Origin of the sequence: uncultured Roseicyclus sp. (genome assembly GCF_937892565.1) — a bacterium.
Lineage (GTDB): Bacteria > Pseudomonadota > Alphaproteobacteria > Rhodobacterales > Rhodobacteraceae > Roseicyclus.
In genome coordinates this window covers 1-15610 of sequence record NZ_CALAHQ010000019.1, presented here as the reverse complement: position 1 = coordinate 15610, position 15610 = coordinate 1, and the positions used below count along the sequence as shown (strand labels likewise).

17 protein-coding genes and 1 tRNA gene are annotated in these 15610 nt (G+C 64.8%); 11 read left to right on the top strand and 7 right to left on the bottom strand.

The window, feature by feature from the left end:
• On the top strand, positions 1-848 hold an 848-nt coding region (locus tag Q0094_RS02735; protein WP_297615007.1), incomplete at its 5' end, for a hypothetical protein.
• A 91-nt stretch (positions 849-939) separates the two neighbouring features.
• On the opposite strand, the gene Q0094_RS02730 is transcribed toward Q0094_RS02735, so the two are convergent.
• Both Q0094_RS02730 and Q0094_RS02725 read right to left on the bottom strand, forming a co-directional pair.
• Complete coding sequence (locus Q0094_RS02730; protein ID WP_297615011.1) at positions 940-1167, bottom strand: DUF2842 domain-containing protein; 228 nt, start codon at positions 1165-1167, stop codon at positions 940-942.
• Between the two features lie 17 nt (positions 1168-1184).
• Positions 1185-2480 carry an adenylosuccinate synthase gene (locus Q0094_RS02725; protein WP_297615005.1) on the bottom strand — a complete coding sequence of 432 codons (1296 nt, stop codon included), beginning with the start codon at positions 2478-2480 and terminating at the stop codon, positions 1185-1187.
• A gap of 311 nt (positions 2481-2791) precedes the next feature.
• On the opposite strand from Q0094_RS02725, the gene secG reads away from it, so the two are divergent.
• Positions 2792-3151, top strand: a complete 360-nt coding sequence (secG, locus tag Q0094_RS02720) for a preprotein translocase subunit SecG (RefSeq protein ID WP_297615003.1) — start codon at positions 2792-2794, stop codon at positions 3149-3151.
• Between the two features lie 170 nt (positions 3152-3321).
• The gene (locus tag Q0094_RS02715; protein WP_297615001.1) at positions 3322-4965 is read left to right on the top strand and encodes a CTP synthase; all 1644 of its coding nucleotides are present in this window, start codon (positions 3322-3324) and stop codon (positions 4963-4965) included.
• 78 nt (positions 4966-5043) lie between these two features.
• Here the strand turns inward: Q0094_RS02715 and Q0094_RS02710 are convergent, their stop codons facing one another.
• Both Q0094_RS02710 and Q0094_RS02705 read right to left on the bottom strand, forming a co-directional pair.
• Complete coding sequence (locus Q0094_RS02710; protein WP_297614999.1) at positions 5044-6252, bottom strand: aminotransferase class I/II-fold pyridoxal phosphate-dependent enzyme; 1209 nt, start codon at positions 6250-6252, stop codon at positions 5044-5046.
• A gap of 43 nt (positions 6253-6295) precedes the next feature.
• On the bottom strand, positions 6296-6961 hold the full coding sequence (locus Q0094_RS02705; RefSeq protein ID WP_297614997.1) for an HAD-IA family hydrolase: 666 nt from the start codon (positions 6959-6961) through the stop codon (positions 6296-6298).
• A 130-nt stretch (positions 6962-7091) separates the two neighbouring features.
• On the opposite strand from Q0094_RS02705, the gene glmU reads away from it, so the two are divergent.
• The 6 genes from glmU (at position 7092) to Q0094_RS02675 (ending at position 12954) form a co-directional block, all read left to right on the top strand.
• Positions 7092-8459, top strand: coding sequence for a bifunctional UDP-N-acetylglucosamine diphosphorylase/glucosamine-1-phosphate N-acetyltransferase GlmU (glmU, locus tag Q0094_RS02700; protein WP_297614995.1), 1368 nt, complete (start codon positions 7092-7094; stop codon positions 8457-8459).
• A gap of 3 nt (positions 8460-8462) precedes the next feature.
• The gene (gene glmS / locus Q0094_RS02695; RefSeq protein ID WP_297614993.1) at positions 8463-10271 is read left to right on the top strand and encodes a glutamine--fructose-6-phosphate transaminase (isomerizing); all 1809 of its coding nucleotides are present in this window, start codon (positions 8463-8465) and stop codon (positions 10269-10271) included.
• Positions 10268-10861 carry a GNAT family protein gene (locus Q0094_RS02690; protein ID WP_297614991.1) on the top strand — a complete coding sequence of 198 codons (594 nt, stop codon included), beginning with the start codon at positions 10268-10270 and terminating at the stop codon, positions 10859-10861. Before glmS ends, Q0094_RS02690 begins: the two co-directional genes overlap by 4 nt.
• Complete coding sequence (locus Q0094_RS02685) at positions 10858-11541, top strand: DNA alkylation repair protein (RefSeq protein WP_297614989.1); 684 nt, start codon at positions 10858-10860, stop codon at positions 11539-11541. The genes Q0094_RS02690 and Q0094_RS02685 overlap by 4 nt, the downstream gene beginning before the upstream one ends.
• A gap of 154 nt (positions 11542-11695) precedes the next feature.
• Positions 11696-12364, top strand: coding sequence for a DUF2927 domain-containing protein (locus Q0094_RS02680; protein ID WP_297614987.1), 669 nt, complete (start codon positions 11696-11698; stop codon positions 12362-12364).
• Between the two features lie 50 nt (positions 12365-12414).
• On the top strand, positions 12415-12954 hold the full coding sequence (locus tag Q0094_RS02675) for an adenine phosphoribosyltransferase (RefSeq protein ID WP_297614985.1): 540 nt from the start codon (positions 12415-12417) through the stop codon (positions 12952-12954).
• Here the strand turns inward: Q0094_RS02675 and Q0094_RS02670 are convergent.
• A complete protein-coding gene (locus Q0094_RS02670; RefSeq protein WP_297614983.1) occupies positions 12939-13730 on the bottom strand; it encodes a hypothetical protein in 792 nt (263 codons plus the stop codon). The genes Q0094_RS02675 and Q0094_RS02670 overlap by 16 nt on opposite strands.
• A 13-nt stretch (positions 13731-13743) precedes the next feature.
• Between Q0094_RS02670 and Q0094_RS02665 the strand changes: the two genes are divergently transcribed.
• Together Q0094_RS02665 and Q0094_RS02660 are read left to right on the top strand one after the other, a co-directional pair.
• The gene (locus tag Q0094_RS02665) at positions 13744-13896 is read left to right on the top strand and encodes a hypothetical protein (RefSeq protein WP_297614981.1); all 153 of its coding nucleotides are present in this window, start codon (positions 13744-13746) and stop codon (positions 13894-13896) included.
• Positions 13887-13972, top strand: a tRNA-Leu gene (locus tag Q0094_RS02660). Before Q0094_RS02665 ends, Q0094_RS02660 begins: the two co-directional genes overlap by 10 nt.
• A gap of 87 nt (positions 13973-14059) precedes the next feature.
• Here Q0094_RS02660 and Q0094_RS02655 read toward each other — a convergent pair.
• Positions 14060-14383 carry a DUF6280 family protein gene (locus Q0094_RS02655; protein WP_297614979.1) on the bottom strand — a complete coding sequence of 108 codons (324 nt, stop codon included), beginning with the start codon at positions 14381-14383 and terminating at the stop codon, positions 14060-14062.
• A 271-nt stretch (positions 14384-14654) separates the two neighbouring features.
• Positions 14655-15512 (bottom strand): rhomboid family intramembrane serine protease, encoded by an 858-nt coding sequence (locus Q0094_RS02650; protein ID WP_297615009.1) that lies wholly within the window; start codon positions 15510-15512, stop codon positions 14655-14657.
• Positions 15513-15610: the final 98 nt, after the last annotated feature.

Here is a 15610-nt window from a genome sequence, read left to right as displayed (position 1 = left end):
CGCAGGCCGGGATTGCCACAGCCGACCCAAACCGCCCCGAGGATGAACCGCCGGGCTTGCAGGATGTCACAGGTGCCGATCGCCTGTTCGCGGCGACCGAAAATCAGATGAGCCGCACCGATTCGACCCGCCGCCGCGCCAATATCGAGCATCTGAAAGCCGCGGTTGCCGCACGCGGTCCCGCACGCCACACCGCGCCCGGCGCCCCCGAGGATCCCGAGGATCTGGCCGTGGCGATCTATACGCGGCGACTGCGCGTGGACGTGACCCAAGGCGCTGACAGCCGGCGCCTTCCGACACTGGTGCTTGTCTCCGATCAGCGGGTCCATGATGCAGCCGCATCCCCCGATGCTCCGACAGGCCCCCGCCCCGCGCCGGCCGATCTTGCCGACAGCCCACAGGCATCCGCCCCGGCCCCTCAGACCTTGTTGCACAAACCGGCCAACAGCCTTGCGCAATTGGCACAGCGTGCCGAGGTGATCTTGCGCCACCAGACCGCCGGCCTTGGGCAAACCGATGCCACACCGCCGTCATCGGCCCGCGATCTTGCAGCGCAGCACGATGAAGACGCGATCTTTCACGGCGGACGCTTCGCCATCAAGCTGGATCAAAGCGATGCCATCGAATTCGAGGATGTCATCGAACTGGCCGCCGAATATGCCGAGACCGAATTCGGCGCCCCGGGATTTGACCGCTCCTGGCTGTTTCGGGTCATCCGGCAGGCCACCGATGAGTCGATCAGCGATGCCGATATGCAAAAGGCCTTTGACGCGCTGCTTGCGCTTGGCCGGATCAAGCCGGTCGCGCAGGGCATCTATCACCTGATGCCCCTGTCCACCGCCCGATGATGCGACCCTCAGGCCAAAACCCCCAAAGACCAGGGGCGACAGCCCGATGGGCCGCCTGTGCCAGCACCGCAGGGTGCGGCCGGTCTGCCGATCAATCGGGGTGCTGCGCGTCCGGATCGGCCTGTCCGACGCCCTTGAACACCGCCTTGAGCGGCAGCGCCCACAAGATACCAAGGATGATGTAGATGCCGAACTCCAGCCAGACGGGCGGCCGCTCGAACAGGCTCATGATCCACCATGCAACCGCGATATAGGCTGGCAGACCCAGCAGGAGAACCAGCAGCGACAGCCGCCGTCTGGTCTTGTAACGCAACGCCATCTGGCCCCCGATCTCGTTCAATCCGCGAAGGGGTCGGTCACGAGGATCGTGTCCTCCCGTTCGGGTGAGGTGGAGACTAGCGCCACCGGGCAGTCGATCAACTCTTCGATGCGGCGGACATATTTCACCGCCTCCGCCGGAAGATCGGCCCAGCTGCGCGCGCCTTCGGTCGACGCGGACCAGCCGGGCATGTCTTCGTAGACGGGTGTGCAGCGCGCCTGTTGATCGGCGGCCGTCGGCAGGTAATCCAGCCGCTGGCCATCCAGCTCATAGCCCACGCAGATCTTCAGCGTCTCGAACCCATCGAGCACATCAAGCTTGGTCAGCGCGATGCCATTGACCCCCGATGTGGCACAGGTCTGGCGCACCAGACAGGCATCGAACCAACCACAGCGGCGCTTGCGCCCGGTGGTCGTGCCGAACTCGTGACCGCGCGCGCCCAGACGTTCGCCATCACCATCCTTGAGTTCGGTCGGAAATGGCCCCTCGCCCACGCGGGTCGTGTAGGCCTTGACGATCCCCAGAACATAATCGATCGCCCCCGGACCGATGCCCACACCGGTCGCGGCCTGTCCCGCGATCACATTGGAGGATGTGACATAGGGATAGGTGCCAAAGTCGATATCCAGCAGCGCGCCTTGCGCGCCTTCGAACAAGATGCGTTTTCCCGCCTTGCGCTTTTCGGTCAGGATTTTCCACACCGGGCCCGCATATTGCAAGATCTCGGGCGCGATCGCGTGCAGTGCCGCCATCAGCGCCGCGCGGTCGACCGGGTCGATCCCCAAGCCCCGGCGCAAGGCATTGTGATGGGTCAGCGCGCGATCCACCCGCGCCTCCAGTGTTGTCTTGTCGGCCAGATCGGCCACCCGCACAGAGCGGCGGCCGACCTTGTCTTCATAGGCCGGCCCGATGCCACGCCCGGTGGTGCCGATCTTGGCGCCGGGGCTGGCCGCCTCTTCACGGGCGCGGTCCAGCTCACCATGGATGGGCAAGATCAGCGGCGTGTTTTCCGCAATCATCAAGGTGTCGGGGCTGATGTCGACACCTTGCGCACGAATGCCCGCGATTTCCTTGACCAGATGCCACGGGTCGAGCACCACACCATTTCCGATGACCGACAATTTGCCACCGCGCACAACCCCAGACGGCAGCGCGTGCAGCTTGTAGACCGCACCGTCGATGACCAGCGTGTGGCCCGCATTATGGCCGCCCTGAAAGCGCGCGATCACATCGGCGCGTTCCGACAACCAATCGACGATCTTGCCTTTGCCCTCATCGCCCCACTGGGCGCCAACAACGACGACATTAGCCATGGCAGATCCTCCGGTAGCGGCCCGGAGCGGCTATACCGGGCGTCCGGCGCGGTTGAAAGCGGAACCTCGCGAAAAACGGACAAATGGACCGAATTCTGCGACATGCCGCCACAATCGGTTCACGGCCCCTGATGGCGTGCGCCGGGGCAACAGGCCAATGCGCCATGACGCAATTCCATTCACATGAAACAAATTGCTTGCAACGACGGGGGTTGGTCGCGCTAAGGTTGTGTCAGTTGGGCTTGCGGCTGCATGCCGCATCTCATATGCAAGCGCAAATCCAAGCCTGGCCTCTCGAAGGGACCCCGCCCATGGAAAATGTTGTCCTCGTCGTCCATCTGATCCTTGCCCTCTGCCTGATCGGCGTCGTGCTGTTGCAGCGCTCCGAAGGGGGTGGGATGGGCCTTGGCGGCGGCGGCGGCGTGATGACCGGGCGTCAGGCCGCGACCGCCCTTGGCAAGCTGACCTGGGCCTTTGCCATCGCGTTTTTGGCCACCTCCATCACACTGACGATTCTGGCCGCTCAGAATTCGGCCGGATCATCGGTTCTTGATCGGGTTGGCGGCGGGGTGTCGGGCGATGCAGCGGATGGCGCGGTGCTGCCGCCGGCATCGGATTTGTTGCCCCCGGCGACTGGCGACGCGCCGCTGTTGCCGCCGCGCGCGGACTGAATTCAGCGGATTTTCGCAGATTTAGGGCAATTTCGCCCGGAAACCCAAGATCATGTGCCCGGCGCCTTGCGGCGGGTCGGCGAATCCGGGTAGCATCAAATCCCGTGATACAAGGATAAGGGTGGACCGTGCAGCGTGCGGCGCGCCCCGGCACGGGAAGGTTTGCTTACATGGCGCGATTTATCTTCATCACCGGCGGTGTGGTGTCCTCGCTTGGCAAGGGGCTGGCCTCGGCGGCGCTAGGCGCGCTTCTTCAGGCGCGCGGCTTCACCGTCCGGTTGCGCAAGCTTGACCCCTATCTGAACGTCGATCCCGGCACGATGTCGCCCTTTGAACACGGCGAGGTCTTTGTGACCGATGACGGGGCAGAAACCGATCTGGACCTTGGCCATTACGAGCGCTTCACCGGTGTGGCCGCGCGCATGACGGATTCGATCTCGGCGGGGCGCATCTATTCCAATGTGCTCGAAAAGGAACGTCGCGGCGATTACCTGGGCAAGACCATTCAGGTGATCCCGCATGTGACCAATGAAATCAAGGATTTCATCCGCCTGGGCGAGGATGAGGTCGATTTCATGCTGTGCGAAATCGGCGGAACTGTCGGCGACATCGAAGGCTTGCCCTTTTTCGAGGCGATCCGTCAGTTCAGTCAGGACAAGCCACGGGGTCAATGCCTGTTCATGCATCTGACGCTGCTGCCCTATATCAAGGCAAGCGGTGAGCTGAAAACCAAGCCGACCCAGCATTCGGTCAAGGAACTGCGCTCGATCGGCATTGCGCCCGACATTCTGGTGTGCCGCTCCGAAGGGCCGATCCCGCAAAAAGAACGCGAAAAGCTGGCGCTGTTTTGCAATGTCCGCCCCGATTGCGTGATCGCAGCCCAGGACCTGTCGTCGATCTATGAAGCGCCGCTCGCCTATCACCGCGAAGGCATGGATCAGGCGGTTCTGGATGCCTTTCACATCAGCCCCGCACCAAAACCCGATCTGTCGCGCTGGGAAGATGTGGCCGACCGCATCGCCAACCCCGAGGGCGAGGTGCGCGTGGCGGTGGTGGGCAAATACACCCAGCTTGAGGATGCCTATAAATCCATCGCCGAGGCATTGACCCATGGCGGTATCGCCAATCGGGTCCGGGTCAAGGCGGAATGGATCGACGCCGAGATCTTCGAGCGCGAGGACCCCGCCCCCTGGCTGGAGGGCTTCGATGCGATCCTGGTGCCCGGTGGGTTCGGTGAACGCGGCACGGAAGGAAAGATCAAGGCGGCGCAATTCGCCCGCACCCGCATGGTGCCCTATCTGGGGATCTGTCTGGGCATGCAGATGGCCGTGATCGAGGCGGCGCGCAATCTGGCCGACCTGCCCAATGCAGGTTCCGAGGAATTCGACCATGACGCGGGCAAGAAGCGCTTTACCCCCGTGGTCTATCACCTGAAGGAATGGGTGCAGGGCAATGCCAAGGTGAAGCGCAAGCTGACGGATGCCAAGGGCGGCACCATGCGGCTGGGCGCCTACGACGCCCTGCTCAGGACGGGATCAAGGGTCGCGCAGATCTATGGTGGGCTGGCCATCGAGGAACGCCACCGCCACCGCTATGAGGTGGACATCAAATACCGCGACGCGCTCGAGGCGCGGGGCTTGCGCTTTTCGGGCATGTCACCCGACGGACGGCTGCCCGAAATCGTCGAGGTCGAAGATCACCCGTGGTTCATCGGGGTGCAGTTTCACCCGGAACTGAAATCCAAACCGCTCGAACCGCACCCGCTGTTTCGCGATTTCGTCCGCGCCGCCAAGGACAACTCGCGGCTGGTCTGAAGGGGGGCGGAAAACCCGGGTTTTCCGCACGGGAAATCTTGAGATTTCCCGTGCGTTTTCCTTGCGGAAAACGCACCCCTACCCTGTCGCCTGTTGCGCCATGCTCATCACCTCGTCGCGGATGATGCCTGTGATCAGGCGGCAATCTGCCTCACAAAAGGTCAGGGGAAGGCGCATGTCGACCAACCCCGCCAAGATCGCGTCGGTGCGCGGCAACCGCTGGGGTGGTGCAAAGCGCCAACTGTCATAGCGCGAGGTGAAAGCGACAGGCTCGGCTGCGCCAAACCATTTCAACTCGACCCCACGCGCCGCGCAGGCCGCCACCAGCGCGCGCATGCGGGCATCGCTCCAGCCGGGCAAAAGAAACTGGAACGACGACCCGACGATGCTTTCTTGTGGCGGGCGTTCGATGATCCGAAGGTCGGGACTGTTGCGCAACCCTTCCTCCATCACGCGATAGAGCGCGTTCCAGCGGGCGATCTGGCCCTGCAGCGCGGCCAGTTGCGGGCGCAAGATCGCGGCCCGCAGATGGTCCATTCGTCCCGACACATTGGGGGTGTCGTATTTCACGGTCTCAAAACGATCGATGGGCGGCCCGGCGGTATGGCGGCCAAACAGCATGTAGGACCCCGACAACATCACGGCACGCGCCATGATGTCGGCGTCATCGGACACGATCAGCCCGCCTTCGCCCGAATTCATGTGCTTGTAGGTCTGTGTGGAATAACAGCCGATCACCCCGTGACGGCCCGATGGTACACCGCGCCAGGCCGCCCCCATGGTGTGGGCGCAATCCTCGATCACCGCCAAGCCATGGGCGCGCGCCACATCCATCAGCCGGTCCATGTCACAGATATGGCCCCGCATGTGGCTGAGCAGCAGCACACCCGCCCCCGAGGCTTTGGCCTTTTGCGCCAGATCCTCCAGATCGATGGTCAGCGCATCGGTGGTTTCAACAAACACCGGCTCGGCGCCGACGCTGGCAATCGCCCCGGGTACGGGCGCCAATGTCCAGCCATTGGACAGAACGCGATCGCCCGGCCCCACGCCCAGCGCCCGAAGCGCACAGCCCATCGCATAGCCACCCGACGCCACGGCCAGCGCAAAGCCCGCCCCGGTAAAGGCCGCGAATTCGCGCTCCAGCGCCGCAACCTCGCCCTCTTCGCCGGGCAAAAGATTGTAGCGGTGCAACCGCCCCGAGCGCATCACAGCCACCGCCGCCGCAATCGCCGCGTCGGGGATGGGTTCTTGCTGGGTGAATTTGCCGGTGAAGACGGGTTTTTCCATGCCGCACAGATGTGGCAGGCGCGCGCCATAGGTCAATGCCTTCTTAGGGGATCAGCCGATCTATGATCGCATCAAGCCCGCTGTAATGATCGATCAGCGCATCAGGCGCCAGGTCGGCCACCGTGCGCCCCAGGGGGCCAAAGGTAACCAACGCACAAGGCCGCCCGGCGGCACGCGCAGTGTCGCGGTCGGTCACCGTGTCGCCAATCAGGCACGATCGGTCCCGCACCCCGCCCGAACGCGCCACCGCCTCAAGGAACGGCGCGGGATCGGGTTTGCGCACGGCCAGTGTATCGGCCCCCACAAGCCCCGCGAATTCGGATCGCACGCCCAGACGGGTCAACAATGTCTGGGCCAGGCCCTGGGGCTTGTTGGTGCAGATGCCGACCGCAATTCCCCTTGATTTCAAGCGCGACACCGCCTCCATCGCGCCGGGGTAAAGCCGCGTGTGCTGATCGATCGCCTCCCCATAGGCCGCAAGGATCAGCGGATAGCCCGCCTCGACCATGGGTTCGGGATCGCCCAGCCCCAGCCGTTCGGCCGCGAGCCGCAGCATCGCGCGCCCCCCTGCAAGCGCCGTCGCGTCATCGCGCCCCATCACCAGTTGCGGGGCATGGCCCAGAAGACCAAGCGCCGTGTTGGCCGCCACGATCAGATCGCCGGCCGTATCGGCGAGCGTTCCATCCAGATCAAAGATCACACAGCGCATGTTCGGCCCTTTCGGCAGGTTTCCGCCCGGCTGTGTAACAGGGCGTTGGACAAAGTGAAGCAGCCAGTGCTTGCGCAGCAGCCCGCCTTCGATAAAACAGCCCCAAAATGACAGAAAGCAGGCACGACCCATGTCCGACACAGGCACCCCCCCGCCCATCGCCGTGATCGTGCTGGCAGCGGGCCAAGGCACGCGGATGAATTCCGACCTGCCCAAACCGCTGCACCGTCTGGGGGGCGTGCCGCTGATTGCCCATGCGCTGCAGGCCGCCAGCCTGCTCGAGCCCGCGCGCATCGTGGTCGTCACCGGCCACGGCGCCGACGCGGTCGAGGCGGCCGTGGCCGATCTGGCGCCCTGGGCCGTTTGCGTGCGCCAGGACCAACAACTCGGCACGGGCCACGCCGTGGTGCAAGCCGCCCCCGCCCTTGCCGATTTCACAGGCGATGTGATCGTGCTTTACGCCGACACCCCCTTTGTGACGGCCGAAACGCTTTTTGCGATGCAGGCCGCGCGGCGGCGCCATGACATCGTGGTGCTGGGGTTCGAGGCCGCCGATCCCGGCCGTTACGGGCGGCTCATCATGGCGGGTGATCGGCTTTTGCGGATTGTCGAAGCCAAGGATGCAACCCCTGAAGAACAGGCGACACCCCTGTGCAATTCCGGCCTTATGGCGGCAGATGCACAGGTGCTCATGCGGCTTTTGGGCAAGGTTGGCACCAGCAATGCCGCCGGCGAATACTATCTGACCGATGTGCCGGGGCTTGGTGTGGCCGAAGGGCTGACCGCCACCGCGATCTTGTGCCCCGAAGCCCAGACGCTGGGCATCAACAGCCGCGCCGAACTGGCGCTGGCCGAGGCGGCGTTCCAATCCGCGCGGCGGGCCGAGATGCTGGACAATGGCGTGGCGATGCAGGCCCCCGAAACGGTGATCTTCGCGCAAGACACATGGGTTGGCCGCGATGCGGACATCGAGCCCCATGTCGTGTTTGGCCCCGGCGTGACGGTGGAAAGCGGCGCGCGCATCCGCGCCTTTACCCATCTGGAGGGCTGCCACGTCAGCGCGGGTGCCGTCATCGGCCCCTATGCCCGGCTGCGCCCCGGCGCCGAGATCGGCAATGACGCGCGCATCGGCAATTTCGTCGAAGTGAAAGAGGCCCAGATCGGCGAAGGCGCCAAGGTCAATCACCTCAGCTATATCGGCGATGCCGACATCGGTGCGGCCAGCAATATCGGCGCGGGCACGATCACCTGCAACTATGATGGCGTCATGAAACACCGCACCACCATCGGGCGCGATGTCTTTGTCGGCTCCAACACCATGCTGGTGGCCCCTGTCCGCCTGGGCGATCAATCGATGACCGCCTCGGGGTCTGTGATCACCGAGGATGTGACCCCCGGCGCGCTGGCGATCGGCCGGGCGAAACAAGTCAACAAGCCGGGGCTGGCCATCCGGTTGATGGACCGCTTGCGCGCCATCAAGGCCAGCAAGAAAGGATAGACCATGTGCGGCATCGTCGGCATTTTGGGCAAGCACGAGGTCGCCCCCCTGATCCTCGAGGCGCTCAAGCGTCTGGAATATCGCGGCTATGACAGCGCGGGCATCGCCACGCTGCAAGACGGCCGGCTTGGTCGCCGCCGCGCGGTGGGCAAGCTGATCAACCTGTCTGATCGGATGGTGCATGACCCGTTGCCCGGCAAGGCGGGTATCGGCCACACCCGCTGGGCCACCCATGGCGCGCCCACCGAGGCCAACGCCCACCCCCACCAGACGGGGCCTGTTGCGGTGGTTCACAACGGCATCATCGAGAATTACCGCACCTTGCGGGCCGAGCTTTCGGGGTCGAATTTCGAAAGCGAAACCGACACCGAGATCGTGGCGCATCTGTGCGCCCGCTTCATGGCGCAGGGCATGGACCCGCGCGGGGCCGCCTTGGCCACCATCGCCCGGCTGCAAGGGGCCTTTGCGCTGTGCTTTCTTTTTGAGGGTCACGAGGATCTGATCATCGCGGCGCGCAAGGGCTCGCCCCTGGCCATCGGGCATGGCGAGGGGGAGATGTTCGTGGGCTCGGATGCCATCGCGCTGGCGCCCATGACCGACAAGATCACCTATCTCGACGAAGGCGATTGCGCCTTTGTCACCCGCGCCGGCGTGGATATCCTTGGCCTCGATGGCAATCCCGTCACCCGGCCGCTGGCCCGCATCGAACGCGGCGCCGCCGTGATCGACAAGGCGGGCTACAAGCATTTCATGGCCAAGGAAATCCACGAACAGCCCGTGGTCTTTGCCGAGGCGCTGGCCCGCTATGCGCCGGGCAGCGCCCCGATTTTCCCCGAAGCACTGGATTTCACGCGGTTTGACCGGGTGGTGATGGTTGCTTGCGGCACGGGCTATTATTCGTGCCTGACCGCGAAATACTGGTTCGAACAGATCGCGGGCATGCCGTGCGAGGTCGATGTCGCATCCGAGTTTCGCTATCGCGAGCCGCCCGTGGCGCCGCGCACGCTGGCTGTGTTTGTCAGCCAGTCGGGCGAAACCGCCGATACGCTGGCAGCGCTTCGCTACATGCGCGGCCGCGCCGCGATGGTGGCAAGCCTTGTCAATGTCGGCACCTCGTCCATCGCGCGCGAAAGCGATGTGGCGCTGGCGATCATGGCGGGGGTCGAGGTTTCGGTCGCCTCGACCAAGGCCTATGTCAACCAATTGGGCATTCTGGCGATGCTGGCGCTGCATGCCGCACGCCAGCGCGGCGTGATGACGGCCCCACAGCTTGCGGCTGAACTGGACGCGCTGCGCAAGATCCCCGACCAGTTGCGACAGGTTCTGACACTGGAGCCCGAGATCGCCACCATCGCAACCCGGTTGGCCGAGGCAAAATCGGCGCTCTTTCTGGGGCGCGGCGTGATGTATGCAACCGCACTGGAGGCGGCGCTGAAGCTCAAGGAACTCAGCTACATCCATGCCGAGGCCTATGCCTCGGGCGAATTGAAACATGGCCCCATCGCGCTGATCGACCGCAGCATGCCGGTGCTGGTCATGGCCCCGCATGACGCGCTGTTCGACAAGAGCGTGTCGAACATGCAAGAGGTCATGGCGCGCGGCGGCCCGGTCACGCTGATCACCGACAGCGCGGGTGCCGCCATCGCATCCGAGGGCACAAGCGCGGTTCTGACCCTGCCCATGGCGGGCCGGCTCAGCGCGCCGATGCTTTACGCCATCCCCGCCCAGCTTCTGGCCTATCACACCGCGATTGCGAAAGGCACCGATGTGGACCAACCCCGCAATCTCGCCAAATCCGTGACCGTGGAATGAGCCGCCTTGGCCCCCCGAACCTGACGCTCCGCGGGCGTCATGTCACGCTTGTGCCGCTTGACCGCGCCCATGCCGAAGCGCTTGGCGATGCCAGCGCCGAGGGCCGCATGCAAGATATCTGGTACACCGCCATCCCAAGCCCCGGCGGCATGCTGGCCGAGATCGACCGCCGCCTGCGGCTGCGCGATCTGGGCGCGATGCTGCCCTTCACCCAGCTTGACGCGCGGGGCACGCCCGTGGGGATGACCAGCTACAGCAACATCGATCACGCGACACCAAGGGTCGAGATCGGATCGACCTGGCTTGCGCCACGGGCCCAGCGCGGACCGATCAACACCGAAGCCAAACGCCTGCTCTTGGGCCATGCCTTTGACGTATGGAACTGTCTGGCGGTCGAGTTTCGCACCCACCGCCTGAACCAGACCTCACGCCGGGCCATCGAACGCTTGGGCGCGCAGCTTGACGGGGTTTTGCGGGCGCATATGAAAATGCCCAACGGCACGATCCGCGACACGGCGGTGTATTCCATAACATCCACCGACTGGCCGGTCGTGCGCGCCCATCTGGATGGGCTTATGGCCCGCAAATGACACCCGATGCCGCGCTGGCCCAGTTGCAGGCCATGGCCGACCCTGCCCGCGCGGCCCAGATGCGGGCCTATCACAAACAGACCCGGGCGGTCTTGGGCCTGTCGAACGCGACAACCGGGGACCTGGCCGCGCAATGGCGCACGGGCCTTGCGCCAGAGGCGCTTGTTGCCCTTGCCCAAGGGCTTTGGGCCAGCGACATCTTTGACGCGCGCATCTTGGCGGGCAAGCTGTTGCTTCAGGCGCGTATCCGCCCCGATGACGCTGCGGTCTGGTCGTGCATCACCGGCTTCGTGGCCGATTTCGACAGCTGGGCCATTGCCGATGCGGTGGCCCAGGGCGGCCAGAAACGCCTGTTGCAAGATCCCTCCCGCCTCGACACGCTCGAGGGCTGGATCACGTCGGACCACATGTGGACCCGCCGCGCGGCGCTGGTGTTTTCGCTGCCCTTCACCAAGGCCCGCCACCCCGGCATGACCGAGGCGGCAGCGCGCGCGCGCATCCTTGGCTGGTGCGCAACGCTCGCCCCGGACCGCGACAGGTTCATCCAGAAAGCCATCGCCTGGTGGCTGCGCGATCTGTCCAGGCGCGAGCCCGAAACCGTAGGCCTATGGCTGGCGACCCATGGCAGCACGCTCAAACCCTTCGCCCGAACGGAAGCGGCCCGCCATCTTGGCCCTTGACCCCCGATCAGGCGCAACGCGGCGCCGCATCTGTGCTTGAAAACGACGCCGGAGTCCGGGGGCAAAGCCGCCGGCGCGGTCGGGATGCAACACACGCGCCATGGCGTGATGCCTGCGGCTTGCACTCGGCGCGCGCTTTGCGTCACCTGTGCGCATGTTGCGCCGCCTGATCCTTGCCCTGCCCGTGATGCTCGCCCCTGCCGGTGTTGCCGCGCAGGAGTTCGTGCCCGTGCCCGGTCTGATCTCGGACGAGGATTTCTACCGGCTGGTGGCCTGCGCCGCCCCGCCGGGGGGGGGCTGTGCCAAGCCGATGATCCGCTGGCCCGAGACACGCCGCCACCCCTTGCGCATCGGCATTGCGGCGATTGCGCCCGGTTTTCCGGGCTACAAATTTGATCTGGTCGATCGCGCCATCGATACCGCGATCGATCAGATCAACGCCACGGGGGCCGATCTTGTGCTGATGCGCGTCTATGAGGGCGCGCTTGATGTGCCCTTCTATCTTGTGGAAACGCCGCAAGGCGGACGGATCGAAGGCACCAGCATCGCCGAGCTGGACGGGGCCGACATCGCCATGGCGCGCGTGGCGCTGCGATCGCGCGGGGGCGATATCCATGCCGCGGCCATCGCCATCAGCCAAGACATCCGACGCCGTGAAATCATCTCGGTCGTGCTGGAAGAGCTTGTGCAATCTCTGGGCCTGCCCACCGATATCGACGGACCCGCCTATGATCGGTCGATTTTTTCCGAAACCACCAATTCCGCGGTCTGGCTGCGCGGGCAAGATGCCACCGCGCTGCGCCGCCATTACCCCCGCCCGTGAGTGTCGCCCGTCAATCCCGCCCTTGCGCCCCGCATAAGGATGCCCGCCAGATGCCCAGCCAAAAGACGATCCCGGATTACATCCGCACCATCCCCGATTTTCCGCATCAGGGGATCTTGTTTCGCGATGTGACCACCCTGTTTCAGGACGCGCGCGGTTTTCGGCTGGCGGTCGATCAATTGCTGGCACCATTCGTCGGTGAACGCATCGACATGGTCGCGGGTCTTGAGGCGCGGGGCTTCATTCTGGGTGGTGCCGTGGCGCATCAACTGTCCAAGGGCTTTGTGCCGATCCGCAAGAAAGGCAAGCTGCCCGGCCGCACCATTTCACAGGACTACACGCTCGAATATGGCCAGGCGACGGTCGAAATTCATGACGACGCGCTCGAAGCGGGGCAAAAGGTGCTGTTGGTCGATGATCTTCTGGCCACGGGCGGCACCGCCGAGGCGGGTATCTTGCTGGTGGAACGGCTGGGCGCCGAGGTTGTGGGCTGTGCCTTTGTCATCGACCTGCCGGATCTGGGCGGGCGCCAGCGGCTGGAGGCCATGGGCGTGCCGGTGCATGCGCTGTGCGCCTATGCCGGGCACTGAGCCGCGTCTGCACCGCACAAGGCCGCACGCAACAGATCCGCGGCACCCAGGTCCGGCCCGCCCAGATAGCGCCCATCGCAGGCGACAGCATAGGCCGCACCCGGCGTGATCGCCGTGGCGCGCAGATCGGCGGCATCGGCGGCGCGCTGATGGCGAATGGCCACACCACGGGGGCCAAGGGCTGCGACCAGTGCCCGGGCACGGGCCTCCAGCACGGCGCTTTCGCCGCTTGTCTGGATCACCAGACCCGGCCCCAGGCGCCGCGCCCGCGCCGCCCAATCGCCCGGCAGGCTGGGCAACGACACCGGCCCGTGCAAAACCCGCACCACAAGCCGCACGCCGCCCGGGCCGTGCCCACAGATCATCCAGCCCCGACCGGGCGCATGCGCTGGCGCGATCAGCCCCGGCCCCGCACCGATCAGGGCCACAACCATCTTATAGCCGAAATACCGGGCGAAATCCTCGACCTCCCGCCACAGCCGCCCCGTCGCCTCGCGGGTCCGCGCACCATCGGCTGCGCGCAGATCATGGACCATGATGGCCTGACCGATCCCGATGATCGGACGCCACGCCAGCTTGCCCGGTAAAAACAGCACCAGACCCGCAAGCGGGCGTCGCAACATCCGGATCTGGAGCCCCTCCCCAAACCGCCCCAAGACCCAGTCGCGGGCCAAGGGCGCGTGCGGTGCAGCCAGCATGCCGTCGATCTGCACAAACTCCGTACGGTCCAGCCGAGGTGGCGAAACCGTCAGCATGTCCTGGCCGTGGTCAGTCATCTGGCCCCCCTCCATGCGATCCATGGCTCCGCGCGTCACGCTCGCGGATGGGCCATGGATGGGCCATGCAAAGGCATCGTGCCTTGATCTGTCGCAATCGGGCAGCCGCCCATCCGATTGCCAATCGCCGCCCAAGCCGCTAGCCATGGCCGCGCGGCGGGCGTGATGGAATGGTAGACATATCGGACTTAAAATCCGTGGGCCGTATGGCCGTGGGGGTTCAAGTCCCCCCGCCCGCACCAACAGGCCGACACGATGCCCGTCAAAGAAAAACGCGCCCGGTTCGGGGCGCGTTTTTTCTGATCGGGCCGATGATCCGCTGTCGCGTCTCAGGCGGCTTCTGCCTCGGCGTCGGCTTGATGGCGCCGCTCGCTTTCTTCGCGGCTAAGCGCGACCGATGTGCGCACACCGCGTGACACAAAGGTCATCAAGCCCTGAACGACGCGTTCATTCGGGTCGATCCCCGCGCAGCTCAACACCTCACGACCATCGCGCGAGCGGGCCCAGCGGGCGATCTGTTCGGGACCATTGCCGTATTTCTTGTCGTCTGCGATGGCGTCATCCAACGCAGCCAGAACCACCGCCGCGAAAAGCTTCCGCGCGCGCTGACCCTGTTCAAAGTTGAAGGCGGTGCCATCAACGAAATCTCGCATTTCGTCGTTCCTTGTTTTTGCTCTTGCATTTTCGGCGTGCGGACCCTTCTGCACGAAAACCATGCGATTGTGTGATGCGAAATCCACATGGGAGCTATTCCCAAAACGCATGGCTCACGGCAAAACACACAGTTTCCTGTAGCCTTGGCGCCGACATGAGGCACATATAGGCGTCGTTAAGAAACCATCAAGTTTTTGTCACGCGTTTGCCATGAAATCATGGGGTGATTCTTGGCCTGCGTGATCAGGGCGCAACCCGTGCGCGATCGCGTCAATCCGGGCCGCCCGACCAGGGCGAGCGTAGCCGATTGCGGGCGCCGCTGCGCGGGATGCGGGTCGGATCGCGCGATGGGGCAGAGGCTGGCGCGGTCGGCGTGACGCGGCGCACGCGCGGGATCGGGCTGATGCGGCGGGGTTCGGTCACATAGGTGACTTCGGCATGGGGTGGCTTGCCATGCCATCTGCCCCAGAAATCGACGCCGCCCAATCGCAACCAGCGCGGCACCAACAAGACCACGCCGGCCACGAACCCACCCGCATGCGCCCAGTAGGCAACCCCGCCCCCCGCGACATCCATCGCCAGCCCGTTGAACAGCTGCAGACCGAACCACAGACCCAGCATCACCCATGCGGGAACGGTAAAGATCTTGATCAGCACCACGATGATCACCAGCACGTCGATGCGCGCGCGCGGAAAGAACAACAGATAGCCCCCCATCACCCCGGCGATGGCCCCCGAGGCGCCCACCATCGGAATGGTCGACCCCGGCCCGGCGATGATCTGACCGGCCGCGGCTGCAAGACCGGCCGCCAGATAAAAGACCAAATACCCCAGATGCCCCAGAAGATCCTCAAGATTGTCGCCAAAGATGTACAAGAACAGCATGTTGCCGATCAGATGCATCCAACCGCCATGCAAGAACATGGAGGTGACGAGTGTATGCCCATCGGCCCCCGACAAGACCTCGGCCGGGATCAGCGCCCAGGCATCGAAAAACGCCATCAACTGACGCTCCGACCCCGACAGGCTGGGGTAATAGGACAAGAACACGATCACATTGATGGCGATCAGCGCCCATGTGACGATGGGGGTGCGGTTGGACGGGTTGTGATCGCGGATGGGAAACATCGGCCCAAGATCGACCGCGGCCGCGGTCCGGTCAAGGGCCGAGTTCACAACAGATCGGCACAGCGGCCAAGCCGGCGCGCCACGCGGCACTGGCCTCG

Bases quoted from the DNA above. Each gene is read 5' to 3' on its own strand.
- Q0094_RS02715 (WP_297615001.1), top strand. From the start codon at position 3,322: ATGGCGCGATTTATCTTCATCACCGGCGGTGTGGTGTCCTCGCTTGGC.
- Q0094_RS02665 (WP_297614981.1), top strand. From the start codon at position 13,744: ATGCGATCCATGGCTCCGCGCGTCACGCTCGCGGATGGGCCATGGATG.
- Q0094_RS02680 (WP_297614987.1), top strand. From the start codon at position 11,696: ATGTTGCGCCGCCTGATCCTTGCCCTGCCCGTGATGCTCGCCCCTGCC.
- Q0094_RS02670 (WP_297614983.1), bottom strand. From the start codon at position 13,730: ATGACTGACCACGGCCAGGACATGCTGACGGTTTCGCCACCTCGGCTG.
- Q0094_RS02725 (WP_297615005.1), bottom strand. From the start codon at position 2,480: ATGGCTAATGTCGTCGTTGTTGGCGCCCAGTGGGGCGATGAGGGCAAA.
- glmS (WP_297614993.1), top strand. From the start codon at position 8,463: ATGTGCGGCATCGTCGGCATTTTGGGCAAGCACGAGGTCGCCCCCCTG.
- Q0094_RS02675 (WP_297614985.1), top strand. From the start codon at position 12,415: ATGCCCAGCCAAAAGACGATCCCGGATTACATCCGCACCATCCCCGAT.
- Q0094_RS02655 (WP_297614979.1), bottom strand. From the start codon at position 14,383: ATGCGAGATTTCGTTGATGGCACCGCCTTCAACTTTGAACAGGGTCAG.
- Q0094_RS02705 (WP_297614997.1), bottom strand. From the start codon at position 6,961: ATGCGCTGTGTGATCTTTGATCTGGATGGAACGCTCGCCGATACGGCC.
- Q0094_RS02685 (WP_297614989.1), top strand. From the start codon at position 10,858: ATGACACCCGATGCCGCGCTGGCCCAGTTGCAGGCCATGGCCGACCCT.
- Q0094_RS02650 (WP_297615009.1), bottom strand. From the start codon at position 15,512: ATGTTTCCCATCCGCGATCACAACCCGTCCAACCGCACCCCCATCGTC.
- Q0094_RS02710 (WP_297614999.1), bottom strand. From the start codon at position 6,252: ATGGAAAAACCCGTCTTCACCGGCAAATTCACCCAGCAAGAACCCATC.
- glmU (WP_297614995.1), top strand. From the start codon at position 7,092: ATGTCCGACACAGGCACCCCCCCGCCCATCGCCGTGATCGTGCTGGCA.
- Q0094_RS02690 (WP_297614991.1), top strand. From the start codon at position 10,268: ATGAGCCGCCTTGGCCCCCCGAACCTGACGCTCCGCGGGCGTCATGTC.
- secG (WP_297615003.1), top strand. From the start codon at position 2,792: ATGGAAAATGTTGTCCTCGTCGTCCATCTGATCCTTGCCCTCTGCCTG.
- Q0094_RS02730 (WP_297615011.1), bottom strand. From the start codon at position 1,167: ATGGCGTTGCGTTACAAGACCAGACGGCGGCTGTCGCTGCTGGTTCTC.